Here is a 24,204-nt window from a genome sequence, read left to right as displayed (position 1 = left end):
TTGGGCTCCAGTCAGGCGGTTTGTAGTTGACTACCGACGGGCAATTGCCGCAGCCGCTTGCCGGTGGCCGCAAAAATCGCATTCGTCAGAGCCGGCGCGAGCGCCGCCGTCCCCGGCTCGCCGATGCCGCCAGGCGCCTCGCTGCTCTTCACGATATGCACCTCGATCGGCGGTGCCTGATCGATGCGCAGCATCCGGTAGTCGGTGAAGTTGTTCTGCTCCACTCGGCCGTCCTTGATCGTGATTTCGCTGTAGAGCGCCGCCGTGATACCGAAGATGATCCCGCCTTGCACCTGTGCTTCGATCGTGTTCGGGTTCACCACCATCCCGCAATCGACCGCGCACACCACGCGCTTGACGGCCACCTCGCCCTGATCCACCGCGACGTCGACCACCATCGAAAAGAAGCTGCCGAACGCGTGCATCACCGACACGCCGCGCCCCTGGCCCTTGGGCACCGCACTGCCCCAGTTCGCCGCCTGCGTGGCGGTATTGAGCACGTTCAGCGCGCGCGGCGTTTTGCCCAGCAGATCCTGGCGGTATTTGACCGGATCGATTTTCGCCTGCGTGGCGAGTTCGTCGATGAAACTCTCGACCACGAAGGTGCCGCGTGTCGGTCCCACGCCGCGCCAGAATGCAGTCGGCACTGCGTGCGGTTCCTGCCGCACATAGTCGATCAGCTGATTCGGCAAGTCGTACGGCAGGTCCGAGGCGACTTCCACCGCATCCGGATCGATACCGTTCTTGAACGCCGGCGGCGCGAAACGCGCCAGGATCGACGAGCCGACAATCCGATGCTGCCACGCGATCGGCCTGCCGTTCGCGTCGAGCCCGGCGGAGATCTTGTCGTAGTAGTACGGCCGGTACATGTCGTGCTGGATGTCTTCTTCGCGCGTCCACACTACCTTCACCGGCGTCGACACCTGTTTGCCGATCTTGACCGCCTGCGTGACCATGTCGAACTCGAGCCGCCGGCCAAAGCCGCCGCCGATCAGATGGTTGTGCACGACAATCTTGTCCGCGGGCAAGCCGGTGACGGCAACCGCGGCGTCCACCACCCGCGTCGGCACCTGCGAGCCGAGCCAGATATCACAACCGTCGGGCCGCACGTGTACCGTGCAGTTGATCGGCTCCATCGTGGCGTGCGCGAGGAACGGCTGCTGATACACGGCGTCGACGCGCGTTTTCGCGTTTGAAAACGCGTTGTTCACGTCGCCGTCTTTACGCGCCACCGCACCGTTTCGCTGCGCGGCATTGGCGAGATCGTCGACGATCTGCTTCATCCCGATCTGCGCGCCCGCGCCTTCGTTCCATTTGATATCCAGCGCCTGCAAACCGCGTTTGGCGGCCCACGTGTGATCGCCGATCACGGCGACCGCGTTATCCACTTTGACGACCTGGCGCACGCCGGGAATCTTCTTCGCGTTGGTATCGTCGACGCTCGCGAGCGTGCCACCGAACACCGGGCAGTTCGCGATGGCCGCGTAGACCATGTCCGGCACGCGCACGTCCAGTCCGAACATGGCGGTGCCGTCGACCTTCTCGGGCGAATCGAGACGCTTCACCGCGGTGCCGATCAGCTTGAAGTCTTTCGGGTCTTTCAACTTGACGTTCTGCGGCGCAGGCAGTTTGGCAGCCGCTGTCACCAACTGGCCGTAGCCAATGCTGCGATTGCTCGCCGCATGAATCACCTGACCGGCTTCTGCATGACAGCTTGCCGGATCGACTTGCCATTGCTGCGCGGCGGCGCTGATCAGCACTGTGCGCGCGGTCGCGCCAGCCCGGCGCATCGGCTCCCATGCATAGCGGATCGACGTCGAGCCGCCGGTGAGCTGGCCGCCGAGCAGCGGATCCATGAAGAGCTTTTCGTTCGGCGGTGCATGGTCGAGCGTGACCGAGTCGAGCGGCACTTCGAGCTCTTCGGCGATCAGCATCGGGATCGACGTGTAGACGCCTTGCCCCATTTCGACCTTCGGAATCACCAGCGTAACTTTGCCCGCCGTGTCGATCTGGATGAAGGCGTTCGGCGCGAACACGCCGTTCTGCGGCGCTTCATCCCCATCGCCGCCGATGACCGATTTGCCCGTCTTCTGATCCTGACTGGCGGCCGGCATGCTGAAGCCGAGCAGCAAGCCGCCGCCGGTTGCCGCACCAACCGTGATGCCGAATTTGAGGAAGGTGCGGCGCGAGATGCCGCCCTTCGACGGCTGCGCGCCGTTTTGTGAATCGAGCAATCCCTGGGACATGTCAGGCTCCCTTCGCGGCTTGCTTGATCGCCGCGCGGATGCGGTTGTATGTCCCACAGCGGCAGATGTTGCCGGCCATGGCGGCGTCGATATCCGCATCGGTTGGATTGGGGTTGCTCGCGATCAGCGAGGCCGCCGACATCACCTGCCCCGACTGACAGTAGCCGCATTGCACGACGTCAAGCTGACGCCATGCCTGCTGCACCTTCTGCCCGGCCGGCGTGCTGCCGACCGCTTCGATGGTGGTGATTTTCTTGTCGCCCACAGCCGCCGCCGGCAGCACACACGAGCGCACCGCGACGCCATCGAGGTGCACGGTGCATGCGCCGCATTGCGCGATGCCGCAACCGAACTTGGTGCCGGTCAAGCCGACGAGATCGCGCAACACCCACAAGAGGGGCATGTCAGGCGGTGCGTCGACGGTATGAGTCTGGCCGTTGATGTTGAACGTTGTCATGGGCGGCTCCGGGTGGGGTTTATTGTTTGTCAGGCGGATGTTTAGACAGAGACGTCGAACCAAAACGCAAAGACTTGCCGGGTTTATTCGACACGCCGTGCTAATACGCGATGCGGCTGCGGTTCAATGCGTACAGGAGATGATGCGCAGCGCGAGTGCACTGGAAGAGACCTGGAAATTGTAGCCGTGGATAAAGAAGTTCGCAGACAGGGTGCACATGTCCGCAGCGTGTCCACGCATTGAGAAAGACGCAGCCGCGGCCCATGCCGCAAGTGAAACGAGATTTAAATCAATGCGTTACCATTGCGACACCGGCTTGATCTGATGCGCTTCGCGTGCGCGCATCAATCTTATTTATTGATGCATCTTCGAGCGATTTTGTTAGCATGGATCTGGCTTGACCCGATCGCCCGGCTTGATCCGGCATGACTATCCGAAGGAGCGGCAAGATGAACGACCAGCAATGCATTCAATTCCTCTCGGAAATTCGCAAACCGCTACTGGCGCTGCATAAGTCGATTCTCGATCACGAGCGCGCGTCGTACGAAAAGGAATTCGGCCCCGTGACCCCGGCGGCCTTCCTGCAGGTGCTCATCAACGGCTCTGCGTTCCGCTGGCTCACGCCGCTCTCCACAGTGATCGCCAACGTCGACGAAATTCTCGACGACAAGGAGGCGGACGCCGCCGATCGGCTCGCCGCAGCCGAAGCCGTCTCTGGCCTCTTTTCACCCGACCAGCCCAACAACGCATTCCTGCCGCGCTACTTGCCGCTCCTGCAAGCCGACCCGGCGATCCTGCATCACCACGGCCAGGTTTCGCAATTGCTGCGCGGCGCTGAAGCGAAGTAGCCGGTGGCGCGTCACTTCGCTTGGCGCTTCGTCGGCGTTAGCCGGAGGTGGTCGCTGTGGTGGAGTGCGGCAGCGCGGCATCCGGTATTGATTGAGCCTTCGGCTCCCGAATTAGCTCACCATTGCCATGCGCACATTTTGGTCGGTCACGCGTCGTTTCGTTGAATACCGAATCGGCGCGTCCTCGACGATTACCAGGCTTCCCGAATCCAGCCAACACAAAAATACTTTGTTTCAAGGTGATTTATGCTCGTTTCGTAACAGTGCGCTGTGTCAGCACCACTCACCGATCGATCCGGCGACGCCGTGAGTCAAAGTCTTTTGAATTTGCCTGGCTTTGCTGACTAAAACAAAGGTGAGCTTTTGCGGGAGGTACCCGGAGGATGCTGCGAAAAGCCGGTCAGCGCGCTTCGGAGCACCCTGCTAAGGTAAGCAGACTTTCTCGTGACGCTCATCACCATGCAAAACTGGCTGCTTCCCGAAAGCTATACGTTCCGTGATCAAACCGTGCGTTTTCGCGTGACCGGCAACGGCCCGCCGCTGGTGCTGGTTCATGGCACACCGTTTTCTTCGTATGTGTGGCATCGCATCGCCCCGCATCTCGCGCAAGTTCGCACCGTGTATTACTACGATCTGCTTGGCTACGGCCAATCCGAGCAACGCGACGCTCAGGATGTCTCGCTCGGCGTGCAGAACGTGCTGCTGGCGGAATTGCTCGCGCATTGGCAACTGACGAATCCGGACATCATCGCGCACGATTTCGGCGGCGCGACTTCCTTGCGCGCGCATCTCATTGACGGGTGCGACTATCGCAGCCTGACGCTGATCGATCCGGTCGCCGTCGCACCATGGGGGTCGCCGTTCGTGCAGCACGTGCGCGAACACGGCGCAGCCTTCGCCGGGCTGCCGCCGTATATCCACGAAGCGGTCGTGAAGGCATACGTGCGTGGCGCCATCGCTCGCGATATTCCGGACGAGGAACTCGCGCCTTATGTAACACCGTGGCTCGGCGCAACGGGACAAGCCGCGTTCTACCGCCAGATCGCCCAAATGGATCAGCGCTATACCGACGCGGTCGAAACACGTTATCCGCAGATGCGTTGCCCGACGCAAATCCTGTGGGGCGAAGACGACCAGTGGATTCCACTCGAACGCGGCCGGCAACTGGCGGCGGTCATACCCGAGGCGCGCTTTCAGGCAGTGCCCAAGGCCGGTCATCTGGTGCAGGAAGATGCACCCGAAGCGATCGTCGCAGCGGCGCTGCGCTGGTTCGATTGAAGGAAGGCGCGTTACCGGTAGCCGATCTGATCTGCCCTGTAGTCGACCCGGATGCGAGGATGTGACAAAGCAGCGATACCGGCAAATGACTAACCGGGATCGCTGCTTGTTTGGTATTGGCGAAAAATCGTCGGCTAATTCCTAGGCTCGCCTAGCCGCGGCCTTGCGGCAAATACGGCATCGGATCGATCGGCTTGCCGTCGCGGCGCAACTCGAAGCCGACCGAGACGCGCGAGTTGTTCTCGTCGCCCATCTCGGCAATCTGCTGGCCTTGCCGCACGATGTCGCCGATTTTGACCAGTAGCTTGCGGTTATGCGAGTACGCGGTCAAAAAGTCCTTGTTGTGCTGGACGATGATCAGACTGCCGTAGCTGTTCAAACCGGTGCCGGCGTACATTACCTTGCCGTCGGCCGCGGCCCGCACCGGATCGCCGGCCTTTCCGCCGATTTCGATGCCGCGTGTTTCGCCCGGCTGGAATGCTTCGACTACACGGCCACCTGCAGGCCATGCCAGCGATACGCCGTTTGCATGCCGGGAGGTTTGCTGCGCGACTTCGCGTGCCTCGGCGGCGCTGGGCGCGGGTGATGGCGTGGCGGACTGCGCCGTTGCCTGCGACGTGGTTGCCGCCGGCGCCTGCTGCGCGGCAAGCGGAACAGCCGGCGCGGACGCCGCCGCAGCCTTCGCAGCGGCGGCTGCCGCGTTTGCTGCCGCATTGGCCGAATTAACCGCCCGTACCGTTTCCGGCGAAGCGACGTGCAGCACCTGCCCGAGCTTCAACCGCGAGGAGGGCTTGAGGCCATTCCACGCCTGCAACTGCCTGACACTGCAATGATGATGCTGCGCGATGCGCGCCAACGTGTCGCCACGCTTGACGCGATACAGCAACGGCGGCGATTTTTTAAGCGGCGTGCCGTCGTCGGCGGCTGGCTTGACCGACGAACCTGCGAGCGCATCAGAAGCCGGCACTGCAGCCGCTGCCGGCACACCGGACGCAGCCGATGCGCCCGATGCCGCGCCAGCTTGCGCGTCCTGCTGCCCCACATTCGCACAACCGCTGACCGCCAGCGCAACCCACACGCCAGCCAGACTGGCCATCATTGTTCTGTCGAAACGCTTTCCCAACATGTTCGACTCCTGCTTTTTATTGGCGAGCCGGATGCTGCCCTGTCGCGTGCGATGCGCGCGTTCTGACGAAGCGCTGCTTTCTGTCGCGACACAGCGAGGCCGCCTCGTGCGGCGCCCATCCGTGCCCTGCCGTCCAACCCAATCCCTTTCGCTTCACCGGACGCCGGATGCCCGGACGCCCGGATGCTCAAAAACAGCCGATCTTCCGCGAAAAGGGCCAGATTGCCGATTAAAATTCACGCGGAATTGTAAAGTGCATTTTGCAAAAAACGTCCCGGCTCACACAAACAGATACAAACCTTACTCACGGTGTTGCAGACACGGTTGCATCCGCAACCAGTCCGGCGCCGCATGTCCTGGAGCCTCCGCTGCTCGGTGCTGGTCCAGTGGCCGCCGCCCAGGCGGCATCAGCCGGCACATCAGGTCCGTCCGCGCCGCACGCGCGGTGTCTGCCTGGTGTCTCTACGCGCATGATCGCGAAGACCCGCAAACGGCTGCGTCGCCCGACGACCGGACGATAACGTTTGCTTATCGGCAGAACACTGCGAAAACTTGAATTGCCGGTACGCGAGACGAGGAGCCAAGGGGAAATGCGCAGGCGAGCGGACGGACAGGCGTGCGCCCGCCCGGCTCGCAGCGACTGGCCTGGCCTAGCTGTAGGTATGACCTTGATACAGCACGTAGCCGACCGGATGATGCGTGAAGTGCAGCACCGGCAGAACAGGGTTGTTGTTGTCGGCGGTGGGATAGGCGCTGGCTTCGGCGATGTATTCGCCTTGCGCCTCGATTGGCTGCCCGGCCTGCAGACCGGGGATTGCCTGCGCGAGCCCTTCGCTGTCGCCGTAGCGCACGGCAACGAATACTTCGGTACCGACCAGGTTCTGCGTGCCGCCTTCGAACTTCACGACCTTGTCGATCCTGATGACGAATTGCTGGTGATCGGCGGCGTGGTGGAATTCCGGGCTGAGGAACACCTTGCTGATCGTACCCTGTACGCAAGCCAGCGGTGCACCCACCGAATGAGGGTCACTATGATGAGGAAGAATCTGCGTGGCGAGATGACTCATGAAGTCTCCGTGAAGGACATCGGACCGGTCTACGGCGAAACGTACGGCGCGCCGCCGGACGGCAACGGCGCGATACCGTTTGAGCAGACCATTACGCGTGAGTTCATTGCGCGCCGTTCACGCTTCAACGCAACGCCTTCACCGCATCGGCCGTCACGTCGGCGGGTTGGCCGCCGTACGTCGCGCGCAGATAATTCGCGAGCTGCGCGAGTTCCGCGTCGCTGAGTTGCGTGGCGAAGCCCGGCATCTCCTGCATCCGCTCGAGGCCCGGGAAATCCTGCGCGCCGATGCCGTCGAGCATCGCCACGATCAGGTTGTGCGCATCGCCTTGACGCACTGTCGAGTTGCCGTGCATCGGCACCGCAACGTGCGGCTTGCCCTCGCCGCTCAGCCCGTGACAGCCCGCACACACCGCGAGATACACATTGCGCCCGGCCTCGAGTTGCGCGGCATCGGCGGAGACCGATTGCGATGGTTGCGGCGCCAGCGCCTGGTCACCAAGCAGATAGGTCGACATCGCGCGCAGATCGTCATGCGTCATGTACTGACTGCTCAGATGCACGACCGGATACATCTCGCCGAACGCCGAGCCTTGCGGCGCGATGCCCGTCGCGAAGAACGTCTGCAGGTCCGCGGCCGTCCAGCCGCGTGCTGCCAAACCATGCGGTGTGATGTCCGGTGCGGCGATCCTGCCGAGCGCCGCGCCCGTCAGCGGCCTGGCACCGTCGAGCTGACCGAACTTGCCGCGCGGCGTATGACATTCGGCGCAATGGCCGAGCGCGCTCGCCAGATAGCGCCCGCGATTCCAGTCTGCAGATTGCCCTTTAGATGCGTCCGGCAACGTGTCCTTCAGGAACACCCAGTTCCAGAAACGCACACCAAAACGCATGTTGAACGGGAACGACAACTCGGGCTCGTGGTTCGCCACGACCGCCGGCTTCTGCGCCATTAGATACGCGTAGATCGCATCGCTATCCGCGCGCGACAGTTGGCGGTAGGACGTGTACGGCATGGCCGGATACAACTGCTTGGTCGGCGTGACGCCATCGTGCAGCGCCTTGTAGAGATCGTCCGCACTCCAGTTGCCGATGCCGTGGTCCTTGTCCGGCGTGATGTTGGTGCCGTAAAAGGTGCCGAACGGCGAAGCCAGCTTTACGCCACCGGCAAACGGCGCGCCATCCGACGTGGTGTGGCAGGCGGCGCAATCGGCGGCTTTCACGAGGTAGCGGCCGCGCGCGAGCGGATCGGCCGCGGTGGACTGCGGGCCCATTGCGGCGGCAGCCCGCATCGCTGCGGCAGCCCGCATCGCTGCGGCGGAGTCGTCCTGTTGGCCACAAGCGCTTAGCAACGCGGCCGTGCCGAGCAACAGCAACGCGCGGCGCACATTCTTCGAGGGAGTCATCATGCCGCGTCCTTTACAAGGCCTGGCGTGGTCATCACAACCTCCTTCACGGCTTCGTAATAGCGCACGTAGCCCGTGCAACGGCAGATATGGTCGTTCAGCGCCTCGGTGATGGTTTGCTCGACCTTGTCTTTAGCAATCGGCTGACGCTTCAGACGTTCGATCAGCACGGTCGCCGCATTGACGAAACCGGGCGTACAGTAGCCGCACTGAAAACTGAAGTGTTCGAGAAACTTCTGCTGGATCGGCGACAGTTCGACGACCTCGCCTGCTTCGTTGCGCTTCGCGTGGCCTTCGATCGTGCGGATGGTTTTGCCGTGGAAAAAATTCGCGCCCGTGATGCAGGTGCGCACTTCTTCGCTGGTGCCGTCCGGCTTGTCGACGATCACGACGCACGCGTGGCAGATGCCCTGGCCGCAGCCGAGGCGCGAGCCGGTCAGGTGCAGATACTCGTGCAGGAAGTCGATCATCATCAGACCGGCGGGCACGTCGGTCGGGCCGACGATCTCGCCGTTCACCTTGACCGACACCGGCAGCGTGCGGAAATGCGTCAACGGACGTTCGACCACCGTTGCGGCCGGCGCGCCGGCGGCAACGCCCGAGGCACCTGAAGCACCGGAAGCAGTGCGCGCGGCAGCAGCGGCCGCGGGACTGGAGGCCGCAGTAGCTGCGGTGGAAGCGGAAGCCGAAGCGCCAGAAACGGTGCCCGAGGAAGTGGCGGCGCTTGCAGCAATAGCGGAAGTTTGAGTGGGGGCCGTCATGCGAGCACCTCCTGAATACGTTGCGGGGTGACCGGCAGGTCGGTAAAGCGATGGCCGATCGCGTGCGCGATACCGTTCACGATGGCGCCGACCACCGGAATCATCACCACTTCGGCGATGCCCTTCGGCGGATCGGTCTCGGTGAGCGGCGGCAGCACTTCGCCGGTCTGGGTCCAGACGGCGACGTCGGTCGCGCGCGGCAAGTGGTAACGATTGAAATTCCACGTGCCGTTGCCAGGACCGTCTTCATAGAGCGGCAGATACTCGTGCAATGCATGGCCGATGCCCATCGCGAGGCCGCCTTGCAACTGGCCCGACACGAGTTGCGGCGAGAGCTGATTGCCGCACTCCATGATCGAGTGATGGGCGAGCAGGTCCACTTTGCCGCTCGCTTCATGCACCGACAACTCGACCAGCGTGCCGACCGCGCTGTAATACGTCACGGCCGCGTTGTTACGCTGAACCGGCGGAATGAACACGCGCTGACGATCAAGCACGCGATAGTGGTTCGGCGTGGTTTGCAGTTTCTTTTTATCGGCCGAAGCGTTGTCGCCATATCGAAGCGCAAGCCCATCGAGCGGCAGACGCTCGACAGTGCCGTCGATCTCGAAGTCCGACTCGGTCCATTGCCAGCGATTGAACACGTGCACGGTCGCACCGGTGACCAGACCCAATTCGTGTGCCTTCTTCGCGAGCTGTTCGAACGGCAGTGCTTCGAGCCCCGCCGCCGAAAGCTTGCCGTCGACCCAACGCGCGTCCTCGATGCGCACCACCAGCGGCGCGGCTTGACCACCGCCGCCGCCCTGGCTCCAGATCGCCATGGCCGCCGGCCACAAGCCGTGCGCGAAGACGACGCGTGCCGCTTCGCGCGTGCTGTGCGTGAAATAGAACGCCGAATTCGTCGCACTCGACGGCGACGCATAACCCGGCGACCAACGGGGATTCGCGGCCAGCTTGTCCTGGTCCGCTTGCGACATCATGTACGGGTCGCCGCTCGTGACGACCGGCAGATCGGGCCAATCGGTGATCGCGACATGCACGTCGGTGGCCGGCTTGCCGAGCCACTTTGCGACCGCGATCGCCTGCGAGGTCGACATGCCGGTACCGATTTCGGCCGCCGTGTGTTGCAAGCCGATCTTGCCGTCGGCGCTGAACTCGACCTTGGCGAACGAGGTTTCCGCGCCCGTGCCGAAGTCCTTTTGCACACACGCAAAGCCAACGCCATAACGCTTGCCCGGATGAGCGGCTTCGAACTCGGCCTTGCGCTTTGCGCGATTCACCCACAGCGGATGAACCTTCGCTTTCTGCAATACGTCGTCGACACGAATCGCGCCGGCGGGCACCGCGCCCTGGGTGTTCTTCATGCCCGGACGCAGCGCGTTCTTCAGACGGAAGTCGATCGGATCAAGATTCAGTTGCGCGGCGATTTCGTCGACCATCATCTCTGTCGCGGCCATGCTTTGCAGCGTGCCGTAGCCGCGTGCCGAACCAGCGTCGATTGCGCGCGAGGCGATCGCCACCGCCGAGAGATCGTTCTTCGGGAAGTAGTAGATCGATTGCGCAGCCGTCGCGCCGACCATCGCCACCGACGGCGAGAAATTGCAGCGACCGCCGCCATCCGCTTCCATCGCGGCCTTGAACGATTGCATCATGCCGGTGTTCTTATCGACGGCGATCCGGTAGTTCATCTTGAACGCATGGCGTTTCAACGACGTCTGGAACTGCTCGTAGCGATCGTTCGCAAGACGCACCGGGCGGCCGTCCGCATACATCGCGCAGACGAGGCCGTAGAACGGCACGTTGAAGTGATCCTTCGAACCGTAGCCCACCGTGTAGCACGGGTGAATGAACAGGTTCTTCACCGGGAACGCGCACTTCGCGACCATGCCGGCCGCACTGTCGGCAACTTCGGACGGCGCCTGGGTCGGCACGACCATGTGCAGCGATTGCGTCGCCGCGTCGTACCAGCAGTTCGCGTTGTCCGGTTCGAGCGCGGCGGTGTCGATCGACTGCGTGTTGTACTCGCGCTCCATGACGAGCCAGTCCGCCGACGGATGATCCAGCTCCTGCTGGATCTGGCCGGCGTGGAACATGCCCTGCTCGTCGAGCTTGCCGTGTTCGACGCCGTCCGGCCACACCGGCTGGTGCTTGCGCATCATGCTCGGGAACACCGGTGCGTCTTTCAGGCTGGAGAAGATATCGTCGTCATACGGCGTCTTGCCGCCGACGCGCACGAAGCGGAACGTGCCCCACGGATCGCGCTCGAGCGGCCCGGTTTTCGCGCCGTAACGGATGACCTGATCCTGGAACTTGAGCTTGTCTTTTGCGAAGCGGAAGCGCACGAAGTCGTGATAAATCAGGATCGCGACCGCCTGGCCGAGATATGCGGGCGTCTTGCCCGGCGGCAGCAACATGTCGTCGCCGTAGAAGGCCGGGAAGATCAGGCCGTCGCGCGTCAGATCGGCCGCCGTGACCACACGGTCGGGCTTCAGTTCGTCGCCGAGCAGCGTCAGGTCGAAGCCTTCGTAGCTGCGGTCGGCTTGCGTCGTGCGCAGGATGAAGGCGTGCGATTGCTGCTGCGGCCAGTGCGGCATGTCGGTGGCGCGGATGTCTCGCGCGAACACTTTCGAGCCCGTCACTTTGGCGATACCGTCGATGCGGAATTTCGCCTGCCCATTGGCGGCGTCCCACTGAACCGGCGTCAGAATTTTGTCTTCGAACAACGCAGCAAATGCGCGGCTGCCCATCGGCGCGATATACACCGACACACCCGCCAACACGCTGGCCTTCAGAAAACTACGACGCGAAAGGTCGAGTTTCCCCATGGACTTCTCCTTAAGTGAACACAGCGGCAACTCGTGAGCAGGACGATCGTGGAAAACGTCAGGTCTCGCGCGAGACCACGCGCGTGCTCGCGCGCGGCGAACCTGCGCTGGACGGCGATAACCACGAGGGAGGTGTTCGAACCGCGGGCGCTTGTTTGAGCCCGGGCGTACCGGCGATGTGCAGTAGCCATCACTTCGGCTGCCGCAGTCGATCTGATTGACCTTGAACTACCGTGAGTTGCCTTTTCCCTGCCCTGCAGAGGGCCAAGGGCCGGGATTATCTCGCTGTTTAGACGCACGGTGCGTCATTTTTTGTCAGCTATCTCGCAAATAACGTATTGGGTATGAATCGTTATAACAGTGGGTTTATTGCGCTGCTTGTTATCTGTCGAGGATCGGCGATGGCCGCTGTTTTGTCGCGAGCGTAACTTACTAAAACGTATTTAACTAAGCGCGCAAGATCGTGATCCCCAATGCTTCGAACGGCGCGGTAAGCACCTCTGGCGTATTCCGCTCGACGACGATCGTGCTGGCCGCCGACACATCCGCGATCTTGTACGCCGATGCCGCATTGAGTTTTTCCGCCGACGCCAGCACCACTGTTTCCGCTGCATGTTCCGCGAGCGCGCGCTTCACGTAGGCCTCCTCCATATCGCCGGTGCTCAGGCCCGCTTGCGGATGCACACCCGTGACGCCCATGAAGTAGAAGTCGGCGCGAATGTGGCTGAGCGATTCGATAGCCGCCGCACCCACGTTGACCATTGAATGCCGGAACAGACGCCCACCGATCATGATGACCTCGAGCTCCGCGTGCTCGGCCAGTTCGACGGCGATGCTCGGGCTGTGCGTGACGATCGTCGCCCGCAAATCGCGCGGCAAGTGGCGCGCCAGTTGCACGGCAGTCGTGCCGCCGTCGATGAAGGCAATCTGCCCGCGCGCGATCATGCCCGCCGCCGCCCGGCCGATCGCCGCCTTCGATGCCGATTCGATGCGCTCGCGCCCGGCAAAATCCACTGCCGCCGGCGACGCCGGCAATGCGCCGCCATGCACGCGCTGGAGCTGCCCCTCGGCGGCGAGCTCGCGCAGATCGCGGCGGATCGTGTCCTCCGAGACGTCGAACTCGACGCTCAAGGTCCTGGCGATCACCTGGCCGTCACGCTTGAGCGCTTCAAGGATCAACTGTTTTCTTTGCGATGTGAGCACGGCGGGCGTCCCGAAAGCATTTTGGCAATTTGCACGCAATTTCTTGTTTTTGCACGATATTGCACGATACCATAAATTGCATGCGGTGCAGACCGCGTTTCCCAACGGAACAGGATACGAGCCATGAACGAAATCGCCGGGCGGGTGCGGATCGTCGACGTGAAAGTGCTATCGGACGACTGGTACGTGCTGAAGAAAACCACCTTCGACTACCAACGCGCGGACGGCAGCTGGCAGCGCCAGAGCCGCGAAACCTACGATCGCGGCAACGGCGCGACGCTATTGCTGTACGACCCGCGCCGCCGCACGGTGGTGCTGACGCGGCAATTCCGCCTGCCGGCGTTCGTCAACGGTCATCACGGTATGCTGATCGAGGCGCCGGCGGGCCTGCTGGAGGCCGCCTCACCCGAAGAGCGGATTCGCGCTGAAGTCGAAGAGGAAACCGGCTACCGCGTACACGACGTGCGCAAGGTATTCGAAGCCTTCATGAGCCCGGGTTCGGTGACGGAAAAGCTGCACTTTTTCGTCGCTGAATATGATGCGGTGGCGAAAGTCGGCGCGGGCGGCGGCATTGCCGACGAAGGTGAAGATATCGAGGTGCTGGAACTGGCGGTGGACGAAGCGCTGGCAATGGTCGAACGCGGCGAGATCGTCGACGGGAAGACGATCATGTTGTTGCAGTACGCAAAGTTGAATCTGTTCGGCGCGTAAGTGTTGGCTCGCAGGTCGTTCGGCGAGATCGACCGCGGCGGCGGCGGTGCGCATGGGCATTTACGCGCAATGTGGCGAGCGCCTCGCTCCCGCTACGGCCGTTCTGTCCGCGGCCTCGCCACAAACCTCGGCATTTCAGACTAATCCCACGCGACTTTGGGAAAAGGATGATATGTCGATGAACGTCAAAAAAATATCCTTACGGGTCCTTTTAAAGCCTGCCTGCCGCGCGGTCATTGCGAGGCAGTTCTTAAACGGGAAAACCATTTCCGTCAGTATATTTTTTACTTCGTCAGCGTCATAAAGCCGGCGAATGATTTGAGGTTTAAGTGGATTCTCTTAATTCAGCGAACAGATTCATGGCCGGTTTCTTTTTCGGCATCGTGGTCGCCGCAGTCGTAATGGTATTGCTGTGCAATGCCGGTGAATTTTCACCGTTTATCGCGAAACTGCATGCTTTGGAACAGGTCATCCTGACCGTGCTCATTTCGATCGTCATCGTCGATGCAAAACCATTGGCTTATAAGACCGTCTGGCGTGACCGCCGCTGCAGCTTCATACTCGACGAAGATCTAACCGCGACAATTCGCGGCAGAACCTTCGGCATTCCCGCCGGCGTGGTAGTCGGGATTCTGATTCAGAACTACGTGATGAACTGATCTCCCGCCGCACGGGAAAGCGATATCCATCACACCCGGCCCTGCAGTCATCATGCAGCCCACCGCCGGCACGTCCTGCCACCCTCTAGAATTTATGCCGTATCGCCGCGCGCACCACGACCTGCTTCGACGTCGACGACGGCGACTGGGTGCCGGGCGTGAAGGCATCGTCCAGAATTGAGAACGTGGCGTCGCCGGTCACCTGCTGATATTCGCCCTGAATGTACACGTCGGTGCGTTTGGACAGGTTGTAGTCCGCCATCAAACCAAACGAATGAATCTTCGGCTTCACGCCGCCGTTCGAGGCGTCGTAGGTTTCGATCGTGTACACGTACTGCGCGCCGACGAACAGTATCGGCGAAATCTGATACTTGCCGTTCACCTCGAAGTTCTGATACTTGAGCGAGTTCAACAACACGCCCGGCGGCACGAGCGGCGTCACGCCGAGAAAGCCGTTGCCGGTCGGGTCGAGATAGTTCGAGTTGGTGTACACGAAGCCGGCAGTGGCCGGGCCAAAGGTGTAGGTGATGCCGCCGCCGAACACGCGCATGCGAGCCGCGATAAAACTGGCGTCGTTCGCGGTGATCGCGCCGTTTGAGCCGTTGCCGGGGTTGTCGGCCTGCAGATAAGCCGCGGCCACCAGCAGTCCGCCGTAGGTGTACTGGCCGCCGAAACTGTACGCGCGATTGTTGGCGAAGCCGGTGTCGTTGCTGAAGCTGTAGACGCCGCCGAACTGGAAGCCCGAGATCGACGGGCTGGTGTACTTGACGCTGTTGTCGAGACGGAACGAGTTGTCGGTGTTGTCGTTATCGTACGGGTGCGAGAACAGTGAACCGGCCCAGTTGCCGTTGGCCGTGGTCTGCGCCAGAAAGTCGACCACCGAGTCGTACTGGCGGCCGAACGTCAAGGTGCCGTATGGCTCCGAGCTCAAGCCGACGAACGCCTGGCGGCCGAACATCCGGCCGCCCTGGTTAAGCCGCCCGGAACTGACGTCGAAGCCGTTTTCGAGCTGGAAGATCGCCTTCAGGCCGCCGCCCAGTTCCTCGGCGCCCTTCAAGCCCCAACGGCTGCCTTGCGCAAAACCGCTCGCGAGTTCATAGACATGGCCGTGGCCGACATTGTTGGTGTAGTTGATGCCTTCATCGAGCACGCCGTACAGCGTCACGCTCGTCTGGGCAAAAGCAGGCAGGGAGAAAACCGCCAACGAAGTGGCGGACAAAGCGGTGGAGACAGCCAGCGCGAACACTTGCTTGTTCATGATGATCTCCCTGAGCTCGAGCAATGGGACAACTCGATCCGACCGCTTTCTTTTTGACGCTAGTCGAGGCGTTTATCGACCCCGACGCGCTTTAAGGAAATCCTCACACGCCGTTACGTCGCCGTCCATCGGGTGTCGCGCGCATATCTCAAAACGTTGCGAAATCTCCACTGCCTAGGGCAGCCCCTTTTTTCGCAGCGCTTATTCAGGTAAACGGCGCCGCGCCGCCGGGACTTAAGCTGGCTGTCGCATTGGCCGCGCCGGCGCTGCGCGTTTCGACGCGGTTTTGTCATCGAAGGAAATATAATCGAAAGCTTTTGCGGCGCTGCAGCGGAACTCTGCGCCCTCAAACGGGTCATTTTTACTGGCCTCTGCAGCCGCGCCTCGCGTGGCTGGTTCAAGCGGCTACGCGGTTGGTCACCCCACGGGTCGTGCATCCTCGGGGCGGCCACCTGCGGGGCGGCCATCCGCGGGGCGGCCATCCGCCGCAACACCTAATCCAATTTCAAAAGCTTTGTGAGACGCCTGCCGCGCTGGACTAGCGCGCCGTCGCACGGGGCTGCTTTTGGCACCACATAATGCAAAAGTCGCAATCCCGCTTGATCGAGCTCGATTTTTTTCGCGGGCTGGTCCTCCTGATCATCGTCGTCGATCACATCGGCGGCAGCATTCTGTCGCGCGTCACGCTGCATGCCTATGCGCTGTGCGATGCGGCTGAGGTCTTCGTGTTCCTCGGCGGCTTCGCCACCGCGACGGCCTACGCGGCGCTCGCCGAACGGCGTAACGAGGCGACCGCGCGCAGCCGCTTCCTGCGCCGCTCGCTCGAAATCTATCGCGCCTTCCTCATCACTGCCGGCTTGATGCTGCTGGTCAGCGCGGTGCTGACCGCGTTCAGTATCGACGGCCCGAATCTCGCCACCACCGACCTCGACGATCTGATGGACACGCCCGTGGCCGCCCTGCGCGACATTCTGCTGTTCCGCCGTCAGCCGTATCTCGCTTCCGTGTTGCCGATGTACGCGTTCTTCGCACTGCTGGTCCCGATGATCCTGCCGCTCGCGCGCAGCAAGCCATGGCTGCTGCTGGCCGGCAGCGTTGCGCTGTGGGCAGGCGCACCGGCGATCGACGCCTACCTGCCCGCCGCGCCGGACATGCACTGGGATTTCAACCCGTTTGCCTGGCAGTTGCTGTTCGTGCTCGGCGTGCTGGCACGTTGCCAGCCGGTTTATCAGCGGATCAGCGCGCACCGTCTCGGCTGGCTGGTCAGCGTGCTGGCGTTCGCCGTGGTCGCCGCCGCGGCCTACTACAAGCTCTTTATTGAGCGCGAGCCGCTCGATGCCAGCTTCAAGCAAAATCTCTCCTATCTGCGCGCCGTCAATTTTCTGGCGATTGCCTGGCTCGTCGCGAACCTGATCCAGCTCGGCTGGGCAAGGAAGCTCGCTCAATGGATGCCGTGGGTCGGCATGATCGGCCGCAAAGGGCTGCTGTGCTTTATCGCGGGCGCCGTGATTTCGCTGGTCGTCGATTCGCTGCTGTATGCCGCGACTGACGGCTATCTGAACTATCCCCTCGGGCTGGTAGCGGATGCATGTGCTGTCGGCGCGCTGTTCGCCGTCGCGAGAGCATCTGAACCGCTCAAGCGCTTCGCGACGCACCTCTGGAGCTTGCGTCTCAGAACGTCGCCCTGAGTGAGCGTTTTCACTGCCGATCCTGATAGCATGACGGCCGCGCGCGACCTGCGCGGCGGCCTCTTACTCTGACATGCGTCTATTCCTACATTCCGCACTCCTCGCGCTGTGCGCCGCTGTCGGCGCGCCGGCGAGCGCCAGCACCGTCATCAGCCGAAGCTTCCATTCCGAAGCGCTCGGCCGCGACTGGGCGTACACGATCTATCTGCCCACCGGCTATCGCCACGACGCCGCACGCATTCCCGTGCTCTACCTCCTGCACGGCAACAACGGCGACGCCAACGACTGGCTCACGCAAGGCCACCTGCAAACCGCCGCCGACGCACTGATCGAGCACAAGGAGATGCCACCGGTTGCGATCGTGATGCCGCAGGGCGGCACGGACTGGTATGTCGATCGCAAGGAGAAGATGGAAACCGCGTTCTTCGGCGATCTGCTGCCCGAGATCGAAACACGCTACGCGGTCGCAACGCAGCGTAACGGGCGGATGATCGGCGGCGTTTCAATGGGCGGTTTCGGCGCGTTGCGCTACGCCATGACGCAACCGGAGCTGTTTTGCGGCGCACTCCTGCTGAGCCCCGCGATCTATGCGAACGAGCCGCCGCTCGCTTCGGCGGCGCGCCGCGTCGGTGTGTTCGGCGACCGGCAGTTCGATCCGCACGTCTGGCATGCGCTCAACTATCCGGCGCAATGGGAGCGGTACATGAGCCAGCCGTATCGCCTGCCGATGTTCATCGCCGCCGGCGACGACGACCTGGCGATCCAGGCCGATGCGTCATCGCTTTACACGCACCTTCGGCTGGCGGGGAATCCGGCGGCGCTGCGCATCATCGACGGCGGCCACACCTGGGATGTCTGGAGCACGCTGTTGCCCGCCGCGCTGAAATACACGGTTGGCTGCGTCAAACAATCGGCGCGCGATCAGGACAAGTAATCAGAAAAAATAAGCCGGCAAATCAGCAATCCTGATTGCGCCGGCAAAGTGTGTGCAACAAGTGCGTGCAACTATTGCACGAGGTCGGTCCACAGCACCACCAGAACGGTCATGAGCGCGGGCCCGATGAAGAGGCCAAGCAAACCGAACGTCTCCGCCCCGCCGAGAATACCGAATAGCACGAGCAGGAAAGGCAATCGCGTCGAGTTGCCGATCAGCACCGGCCGCACGAAATGTTCGGCGACGAACACCACAACCGAGCCGAACACAGCAAGCGCGACGGCCGCGGCAACCGAGCCTTGCGAGAACAGCCACAAGGCCGCGAGGCCGAACGTGAGCGGTGCGCAGAACGGCAGCATCGCGGCGATCGCCGTGACGAACGCGAGCAGCGCGACGTGCGGCAAGCCGGTCACGAAATAGGCGACGCCCAACAACACCCCCTCGCCGAGCCCGACCACCACCAGCCCCGACACCGTGCCGCGTACTGCCGCGGCCATGCGCGCGAGCAACTGCGCGCCGTCGTCGCCGAAGCCGCGCCGCACGCCTTTCATCAGCGAGCCGGACAGACGCGGCCCCGCCTGAAAGATCACGAACAGCGTGATTAGCATGAAAGCGAACACCATCACGCCGTGCGCCGCGCGCGCGCCGAAGTGGCGGCCGAGCGTCATCACCGTGGTGCTGTGCAGCCCCTTCATTGCCGCCGAGTCGCGCAGCGGCTGGGCGAGATTGGCCTGCCACCAGGCTGAAACCTGTTGCACGCCGAACGGCAAGCGCTGGATGACGTCCGGCATCGGAATACCATTTTCCTGCGCGGCCTGGAACCACTCATTCATGTCATGGGCTTCGCGCAGCGCCTGGGCAATGCCGACACCCACCGGCAGGACCACCAGCAATGCGATCGCAAGGGTTAGCGCCGTGGCGATCAGCGTCGTGCGGCCAGCAAGCCAGCGGTTGCCTGCCGCCGTTTGCAAAAGCGGCCACAGCGCGATCGCAATGACACCCGCCCAGGCCGCCACCGCAATGAAATCGCGCACGACCCACAGCGCCAGCAACACGAGTGCGATATACAGGACGAGTGAAGCCGCTTTCTGCTTTTTCAGGCAATCAGGCGGTGTCGGCAATTCGGGCGGCGCTACGGGGGGGCGTGAAATCATGTGGGCTCTTGAGTTCTTGTGGATATGCGCGCGTGACGACCGGAAAAATGCAAACCCGCTACACTTGCGTCGCACGGTTGCTCATCAATAACCACATCTTAAAGGAAGCACCGGCGCCCTTCGCAGGCAGCATGCTCGTCGCACTGGGTACAACACTGCGTTGCAAAAATCCACGCTATCGCAAATTCACCTCGCATATATCCCGCAAAGGCCCGTCGTTTCGGGTAAGCGTGAATGTCAAGTTTCATTGTTGCTGTTTAGAGAACACTGTTTCAACCGCGGCACAATGGCTATCCGCCTCGCACGGGACTACATTCGGCACACCACAATACGGAGCCGACGATGATGACCTTAGAGTCCATCCCCCTTGACGGAACCAATGGCGTACGCATCGAAATTCTCGAGCGCTCCGACACCACGCTGGTGATCCGCTGGGTCGAACCGGGGCGCTGTCATTACGGCGAGCAGCGTTGGCGGCGGCGCTCGGCGCATACGTCGGGAACGTGCGCGGTGACACGACGCAAGATCCGCCGCGGCGACGCGGTGTTCAAACCGGCTGAACGGCCGGCTCCTTCGAATGCTTCTGCAATGATTTGTGCTGAGGTGTTGGGCGAACTGGTTGAAGCCTGAAGTTTTTTGCCTCGGCGACACGTGGCTGCCGTGAGCTTACGGTCCCTGCTGCCGTAGGCCTCCTTCATGAATTATTGGCGCAGGCTCTCCGCCGCGCTGCCCGCTTTTTCAGGCGCTCTCCAACACGCCCGGCGCCGCTCGTCAACTCACCGCCTATAGGTCTATAACGGCCGCTACGGAAGGCCGCTGGCATTGGCGGGCAGCCACTCTGCTGGCCCGCCTCCCAAAGCCTGATTGCGGTGCTTGGCCACGTGCGTTAAGGTGAACCCCGATGCGCCAGGCCACCACGCCTGTCAGACGCGCAGCGTTAAATGAATGCACCGCATCCCATTCGAACGCGCCGCAGCCGTCTCGCGGCAAACGAGAGGCGACACCATGGCAGAAGACACGCACGAACCCCGCGCCGCAGCGGTTTCTCCCGCCCCGCTAGTTGCACCGCAACAATTCTCTCTGGACGTCCTGCTCGAGAAATACGCCAAAGGCGACGAGCAATCGGCTGACGACGTATTCAAACGCGTCGCCCGTGGCGTCGCTCAGGCGGAACCGGAAGCCCTGCGCGAGTCGGTGGAAGCGCTCTTTGCCGATAACCTGCGGCACGGCGCGCTCGGCGCCGGACGCATCATGAGCGCGGCGGGCACGGGCATCGCCGCCACGCTCATCAACTGCTTCGTGCAACCGGTCGGCGACGCGATTCAGGGTGTCGACGAACAAGGCCTGCCCGGCATCTACGTGGCGCTGCTGCAAGCCGCCGAAACGATGCGCCGCGGCGGTGGCGTCGGCTACAACTTCTCCGCGATCCGGCCCAAGGGCGCCCGCGTTCATACCACCAGTTCGTCGGCGTCCGGGCCGTGCAGCTATATGGACGTGTTCGACGCGTCATGCCGGACCGTGGAAAGCGCCGGCTCGCGGCGTGGCGCGCAAATGGCCGTGCTCGACTGCAATCACCCCGATCTGATCGAGTTCATCGAGGCGAAGCATTCGAAAGGCCGTTGGAACAACTTCAATGTGTCGGTGGGCGTCACCGACGAATTCATGCGCGCGGTCGAAGAAGATCAGCCCTGGCAACTCGTGCACCGTGCCGAGCCCTCCCCCGCGCTGCGCGCGGCAGGCGATGTGCGGCAACGCGAGGACGGCCTGTGGGTCTATAGCGAAAGGCCGGCACGCGAGATATGGGACCGCGTCATGCGCTCCACGTACGACGTCGCCGAGCCCGGCATCGTGTTCATCTCGCGCATGAACGAGGACAACAATCTACGCGCCGTCGAAACCATCCGCGCCACCAATCCGTGCGGTGAACAACCGCTGCCGGCCTACGGCTGCTGCAACCTCGGACCGTTGAACCTCACGCGCTTCGTGGTCAATCCGTTCGCTCAAATGAAAGGCCGCAAGCCTTCGTTCGACTGGGACGGTCTCGCCAAACGCACTCGCATCCAGGTGCGTTTTCTCGACGACGTGCTCGACGTCACGCTATGGCCGCTGCAACAGCAATATGACGAGTCGCGCGCCAAGCGGCGCATCGGCGTGGGCTTCACCGGCTTAGGCGATACGCTGGTGATGCTCGGCCTGCGCTACAACTTGCAGGAAGGCCGCGACTTCGCAGTGCGCATCGCCCAGTTGATGCGCGACGAGGCCTATCGGGCGTCGGTGGAACTGGCGCGCGAGCGCGGCGCGTTTGAGTTGTTCGACGCCGCACGCTATCTGGAAGACGGTACGTTCGCCTCGCGCCTGCCCGACGACATCAAGGACGCGATACGCCAGGACGGCATCCGCAACAGTCATTTGCTGTCGATCGCGCCGACGGGCACCGTCAGTCTCGCGTTCGCCGACAACGCGTCGAACGGCATCGAGCCGGCCTTCTCGTGGACCTACACGCGCATGAAGGTGATGGCCGACGGCGGCCGCGAGTCGTTCGATGTCGAAGACTACGCGTATCGCCTTTATCGCGAGCTCGGCGGCGACGTGAAAAACCTTCCCGACTACTTCGTCAGCGCACTCGAAATGTCGGCCCGCGACCACCTCGACATGATGGCCGCCGTGCAGCCGTACGTGGACACGTCGATCTCGAAGACGGTGAACGTGCCGGCGGACTATCCGTTCGAAGCGTTCGAAAGCCTGTACTTCGACGCGTGGAAAAACGGTTTGAAAGGGCTCGCCACGTACCGCCCGAATGAAACGCTCGGCGCGGTGCTGAGCGTCAGCCCGCCGCCGCAAGCAGACGATACGCTGACCGAGACCGATCAGGATCCGCTGCGCATCGCGATCGATCATCGGCCCAAAGGTGAATTGCCGGCGATCATCGAAAAGGTCGAGTACCTGACGCAAGCCGGCAAGAAGTCGCTTTACGTGGCGGTCTCGTTCATCGAAGTGACGGGACGGCTGGGCGGTGAAGAAGTCACGATCGAACGCCCCATCGAGTTCTTCATTCCGACCGGGCAGCGCGACGAATCGCAACAGTGGATCACGGCGACGATGCGTTCGCTGTCGCTCGCGGCACGCGGCGGTTTTGTCGCGCGCAACCTGCAGGATATGCGCAAGGTGTCGTGGGATCGCGGGCAGGTGCGGCTCGGCGAGGTGCAGCGTCTCGACGGCCATCGCACGCCGCGCTGGCACGATTCCGAAGTGGCGGCGCTCGCGTTTGCGATCCAGCAGATTCTGCACCGCCGCGGCTTTCTCGATGCCGAAGGCAATCAGGTGCCGTCGCGGATGCTGGCGCGTTTGCCGCGTGGGCAGATGAAGGCCGAGACGGCGTTGCCGGCGGATTTCGGTATCCGTCCGCCTCCTGGCGAGGCTGACGAAGCAGCCTTGACGCAACCCGGCGGTATGCAAGGCTTGCACACCATGCTCGGCCGCAAATGCGGCTCGTGTGGAGCGAATGCGGTAATTCGCAAGGATGGGTGCGACTTCTGTACGGCGTGTGGTGAGGTCGGTGCGTGCGGGTGAGTGACAGCTAGTTACAACGCAGACGCGGCCGCCGATATCGGACGGCTGCGCCAACCCACGCGTCAACCGACTCGCGCGTAATACAGATTCTGCGGATGCTTCGCTTCGGCGAAAAAGAACCAGCGTTCCGCCACGAGGCCCGCGTATTGCACGAGACACGCCGCGGCCAGCAAGCCGAGCGAGACGCCGATCGGATGCAGGCCCGCGCCCAGCGCCATCAGCACAACTGGTACGGCAAACGCGGCCGCGAGGAACCCCCACTTGACGCCGCGCAGCGTCCCCGCCGATTTGCCGTGAAAGAACTCGCGCAGATTGAACGCGCCAGCGGTGAAGCCACGCGAGATCTGCACGAGCTTCGGATTCTGAATGCCGGTCGCGCTCTGCACGGTGGACTTCGGCCGTAAGCGCGCATTGCGCACGAGCGATGCCGAGCGGCTCGCGCAGCCCGCGAGTGTCAGGACGCAGGCACAGATTGCGAGCCCCACTGTCAGCGCGGGCGCGAACCACGCGGTCAGCGCCGTCGCCAGTGTGAAGCCGGACGCGCAACCGAGCAGCACGAAGTTGACCAGCGTGAGCGGCGTGGCCCATTCCTGCAGGAAGCGCAGGCATGCGTAGATCATCGCCGAGCAGACGAACAGCGCGGCGCTCGCCAGTACGCCGAGCCAGCCTATCGCGAGTGACCACGGTGAGCCGAACCCGTGCGCGACGCCGTAGAAAAACGCGCAGGCGAGAAACGCCGGCAGGCACAGACATTCGCGCGACAACCACGACGTACGCCACATCGCGACCGCGCGCCATGCGCGCTCCGGATGCCCGAGATGGAAGAACGAAGCGATCAGCCCGAGGCCACCCAACACGACCGACAAGCCCGCACCGGTGACATAGAACCCAACCGCGGGCGCGGTGACGAGTCCCAGATGCGCAGCCGTCTCCACACCGACGAGCGCGATCAGCAGGCCCTGTGCCGCGCCGCTCAACGTCGTGAGAAAAACCACTGAAAAAGCCGGATTCATCGCG

The 24,204-nt window shown here is 62.7% G+C and carries 19 protein-coding genes; 8 read left to right on the top strand and 11 right to left on the bottom strand.

All coding sequences use genetic code 11. The annotated features are described in order from the left end of the window. Positions 1 to 11: 11 nt before the first annotated feature. Positions 12 to 2,246 carry a xanthine dehydrogenase family protein molybdopterin-binding subunit gene (locus tag M0D67_RS16190; protein WP_266239177.1) on the bottom strand — a complete coding sequence of 745 codons (2,235 nt, stop codon included), beginning with the start codon at positions 2,244 to 2,246 and terminating at the stop codon, positions 12 to 14. A gap of 1 nt (position 2,247) precedes the next feature. Further along, positions 2,248 to 2,703, bottom strand: a complete 456-nt coding sequence (locus M0D67_RS16185) for a (2Fe-2S)-binding protein (protein ID WP_054036421.1) — start codon at positions 2,701 to 2,703, stop codon at positions 2,248 to 2,250. A 449-nt stretch (positions 2,704 to 3,152) separates the two neighbouring features. Here M0D67_RS16185 and M0D67_RS16180 point away from each other — a divergent pair, with 449 nt between their 5' ends. Then, on the top strand, positions 3,153 to 3,551 hold the full coding sequence (locus M0D67_RS16180) for a hypothetical protein (RefSeq protein WP_154565293.1): 399 nt from the start codon (positions 3,153 to 3,155) through the stop codon (positions 3,549 to 3,551). Between the two features lie 459 nt (positions 3,552 to 4,010). Continuing rightward, on the top strand, positions 4,011 to 4,829 hold the full coding sequence (locus tag M0D67_RS16175) for an alpha/beta fold hydrolase (protein WP_266239209.1): 819 nt from the start codon (positions 4,011 to 4,013) through the stop codon (positions 4,827 to 4,829). A 151-nt stretch (positions 4,830 to 4,980) separates the two neighbouring features. On the opposite strand, the gene M0D67_RS16170 is transcribed toward M0D67_RS16175, so the two are convergent. The 6 genes from M0D67_RS16170 to M0D67_RS16145 form a co-directional block, all read right to left on the bottom strand. Further along, the gene (locus M0D67_RS16170; protein WP_266239176.1) at positions 4,981 to 5,955 is read right to left on the bottom strand and encodes a peptidoglycan DD-metalloendopeptidase family protein; all 975 of its coding nucleotides are present in this window, start codon (positions 5,953 to 5,955) and stop codon (positions 4,981 to 4,983) included. A gap of 650 nt (positions 5,956 to 6,605) precedes the next feature. Next, complete coding sequence (locus M0D67_RS16165) at positions 6,606 to 7,022, bottom strand: hypothetical protein (protein ID WP_266239175.1); 417 nt, start codon at positions 7,020 to 7,022, stop codon at positions 6,606 to 6,608. Positions 7,023 to 7,146: 124 nt separating this feature from the next. Continuing rightward, the gene (locus tag M0D67_RS16160) at positions 7,147 to 8,427 is read right to left on the bottom strand and encodes a cytochrome c (RefSeq protein WP_266239174.1); all 1,281 of its coding nucleotides are present in this window, start codon (positions 8,425 to 8,427) and stop codon (positions 7,147 to 7,149) included. Beyond that, positions 8,424 to 9,185 carry a (2Fe-2S)-binding protein gene (locus M0D67_RS16155; protein WP_171926997.1) on the bottom strand — a complete coding sequence of 254 codons (762 nt, stop codon included), beginning with the start codon at positions 9,183 to 9,185 and terminating at the stop codon, positions 8,424 to 8,426. Before M0D67_RS16155 ends, M0D67_RS16160 begins: the two co-directional genes overlap by 4 nt. Further along, a complete protein-coding gene (locus M0D67_RS16150; RefSeq protein WP_266239173.1) occupies positions 9,182 to 12,010 on the bottom strand; it encodes a xanthine dehydrogenase family protein molybdopterin-binding subunit in 2,829 nt (942 codons plus the stop codon). Before M0D67_RS16150 ends, M0D67_RS16155 begins: the two co-directional genes overlap by 4 nt. Positions 12,011 to 12,457: 447 nt before the next feature. Continuing rightward, positions 12,458 to 13,213, bottom strand: coding sequence for a DeoR/GlpR family DNA-binding transcription regulator (locus tag M0D67_RS16145; protein ID WP_168435748.1), 756 nt, complete (start codon positions 13,211 to 13,213; stop codon positions 12,458 to 12,460). A gap of 123 nt (positions 13,214 to 13,336) precedes the next feature. Here M0D67_RS16145 and M0D67_RS16140 point away from each other — a divergent pair, with 123 nt between their 5' ends. Together M0D67_RS16140 and M0D67_RS16135 are read left to right on the top strand one after the other, a co-directional pair. Continuing rightward, complete coding sequence (locus tag M0D67_RS16140) at positions 13,337 to 13,924, top strand: NUDIX domain-containing protein (RefSeq protein WP_154561474.1); 588 nt, start codon at positions 13,337 to 13,339, stop codon at positions 13,922 to 13,924. Positions 13,925 to 14,283: 359 nt separating this feature from the next. Continuing rightward, a complete protein-coding gene (locus tag M0D67_RS16135) occupies positions 14,284 to 14,583 on the top strand; it encodes a hypothetical protein (RefSeq protein WP_154561476.1) in 300 nt (99 codons plus the stop codon). 85 nt (positions 14,584 to 14,668) lie between these two features. Here M0D67_RS16135 and M0D67_RS16130 read toward each other — a convergent pair whose 3' ends face one another. Further along, positions 14,669 to 15,841: a porin gene (locus M0D67_RS16130; protein WP_154561478.1), complete on the bottom strand. Its 1,173-nt coding sequence runs from the start codon at positions 15,839 to 15,841 to the stop codon at positions 14,669 to 14,671. A gap of 578 nt (positions 15,842 to 16,419) precedes the next feature. Between M0D67_RS16130 and M0D67_RS16125 the strand changes: the two genes are divergently transcribed. Together M0D67_RS16125 and M0D67_RS16120 are read left to right on the top strand one after the other, a co-directional pair. After that, positions 16,420 to 17,529, top strand: a complete 1,110-nt coding sequence (locus M0D67_RS16125; protein WP_171927001.1) for an OpgC domain-containing protein — start codon at positions 16,420 to 16,422, stop codon at positions 17,527 to 17,529. Positions 17,530 to 17,602: 73 nt separating this feature from the next. Beyond that, positions 17,603 to 18,463: an alpha/beta hydrolase family protein gene (locus M0D67_RS16120; RefSeq protein ID WP_154561482.1), complete on the top strand. Its 861-nt coding sequence runs from the start codon at positions 17,603 to 17,605 to the stop codon at positions 18,461 to 18,463. Between the two features lie 71 nt (positions 18,464 to 18,534). Here the strand turns inward: M0D67_RS16120 and M0D67_RS16115 are convergent, their stop codons facing one another. Continuing rightward, on the bottom strand, positions 18,535 to 19,617 hold the full coding sequence (locus tag M0D67_RS16115) for an AI-2E family transporter (RefSeq protein ID WP_266239172.1): 1,083 nt from the start codon (positions 19,615 to 19,617) through the stop codon (positions 18,535 to 18,537). 345 nt (positions 19,618 to 19,962) lie between these two features. Here M0D67_RS16115 and M0D67_RS16110 point away from each other — a divergent pair, with 345 nt between their 5' ends. Continuing rightward, on the top strand, positions 19,963 to 20,247 hold the full coding sequence (locus M0D67_RS16110; RefSeq protein ID WP_028197253.1) for a DUF3331 domain-containing protein: 285 nt from the start codon (positions 19,963 to 19,965) through the stop codon (positions 20,245 to 20,247). 375 nt (positions 20,248 to 20,622) lie between these two features. Further along, positions 20,623 to 23,187 (top strand): adenosylcobalamin-dependent ribonucleoside-diphosphate reductase, encoded by a 2,565-nt coding sequence (locus M0D67_RS16105; protein WP_266239171.1) that lies wholly within the window; start codon positions 20,623 to 20,625, stop codon positions 23,185 to 23,187. Between the two features lie 62 nt (positions 23,188 to 23,249). Here M0D67_RS16105 and M0D67_RS16100 read toward each other — a convergent pair whose 3' ends face one another. Then, entirely contained in the window at positions 23,250 to 24,200 is a 951-nt protein-coding gene (locus M0D67_RS16100) for a DmsC/YnfH family molybdoenzyme membrane anchor subunit (RefSeq protein WP_154561488.1), read from the bottom strand. Between the last annotated feature and the right edge of the window lie 4 nt (positions 24,201 to 24,204).

The organism is Paraburkholderia sp. SECH4, from assembly GCF_030511745.1.
In the GTDB taxonomy this organism is placed as follows: Bacteria; Pseudomonadota; Gammaproteobacteria; order Burkholderiales; family Burkholderiaceae; genus Paraburkholderia; species Paraburkholderia madseniana.
The sequence above is the reverse complement of the archived record's forward strand: the minus strand, read 5'-3'. Positions and strand labels throughout refer to the sequence as shown.

What these genes read in the sequence shown, in the direction of transcription:
- M0D67_RS16140 (WP_154561474.1), top strand. Translation starts at nt 13,337, where the DNA reads ATGAACGAAATCGCCGGGCGGGTGCGGATCGTCGACGTGAAAGTGCTA.
- M0D67_RS16115 (WP_266239172.1), bottom strand. Translation starts at nt 19,617, where the DNA reads ATGATTTCACGCCCCCCCGTAGCGCCGCCCGAATTGCCGACACCGCCT.
- M0D67_RS16180 (WP_154565293.1), top strand. Translation starts at nt 3,153, where the DNA reads ATGAACGACCAGCAATGCATTCAATTCCTCTCGGAAATTCGCAAACCG.
- M0D67_RS16185 (WP_054036421.1), bottom strand. Translation starts at nt 2,703, where the DNA reads ATGACAACGTTCAACATCAACGGCCAGACTCATACCGTCGACGCACCG.
- M0D67_RS16165 (WP_266239175.1), bottom strand. Translation starts at nt 7,022, where the DNA reads ATGAGTCATCTCGCCACGCAGATTCTTCCTCATCATAGTGACCCTCAT.
- M0D67_RS16150 (WP_266239173.1), bottom strand. Translation starts at nt 12,010, where the DNA reads ATGGGGAAACTCGACCTTTCGCGTCGTAGTTTTCTGAAGGCCAGCGTG.
- M0D67_RS16135 (WP_154561476.1), top strand. Translation starts at nt 14,284, where the DNA reads ATGGCCGGTTTCTTTTTCGGCATCGTGGTCGCCGCAGTCGTAATGGTA.
- M0D67_RS16175 (WP_266239209.1), top strand. Translation starts at nt 4,011, where the DNA reads ATGCAAAACTGGCTGCTTCCCGAAAGCTATACGTTCCGTGATCAAACC.
- M0D67_RS16130 (WP_154561478.1), bottom strand. Translation starts at nt 15,841, where the DNA reads ATGAACAAGCAAGTGTTCGCGCTGGCTGTCTCCACCGCTTTGTCCGCC.
- M0D67_RS16100 (WP_154561488.1), bottom strand. Translation starts at nt 24,200, where the DNA reads ATGAATCCGGCTTTTTCAGTGGTTTTTCTCACGACGTTGAGCGGCGCG.
- M0D67_RS16120 (WP_154561482.1), top strand. Translation starts at nt 17,603, where the DNA reads ATGCGTCTATTCCTACATTCCGCACTCCTCGCGCTGTGCGCCGCTGTC.
- M0D67_RS16155 (WP_171926997.1), bottom strand. Translation starts at nt 9,185, where the DNA reads ATGACGGCCCCCACTCAAACTTCCGCTATTGCTGCAAGCGCCGCCACT.
- M0D67_RS16170 (WP_266239176.1), bottom strand. Translation starts at nt 5,955, where the DNA reads ATGTTGGGAAAGCGTTTCGACAGAACAATGATGGCCAGTCTGGCTGGC.
- M0D67_RS16190 (WP_266239177.1), bottom strand. Translation starts at nt 2,246, where the DNA reads ATGTCCCAGGGATTGCTCGATTCACAAAACGGCGCGCAGCCGTCGAAG.
- M0D67_RS16105 (WP_266239171.1), top strand. Translation starts at nt 20,623, where the DNA reads ATGGCAGAAGACACGCACGAACCCCGCGCCGCAGCGGTTTCTCCCGCC.
- M0D67_RS16125 (WP_171927001.1), top strand. Translation starts at nt 16,420, where the DNA reads ATGCAAAAGTCGCAATCCCGCTTGATCGAGCTCGATTTTTTTCGCGGG.
- M0D67_RS16110 (WP_028197253.1), top strand. Translation starts at nt 19,963, where the DNA reads ATGACCTTAGAGTCCATCCCCCTTGACGGAACCAATGGCGTACGCATC.
- M0D67_RS16160 (WP_266239174.1), bottom strand. Translation starts at nt 8,427, where the DNA reads ATGATGACTCCCTCGAAGAATGTGCGCCGCGCGTTGCTGTTGCTCGGC.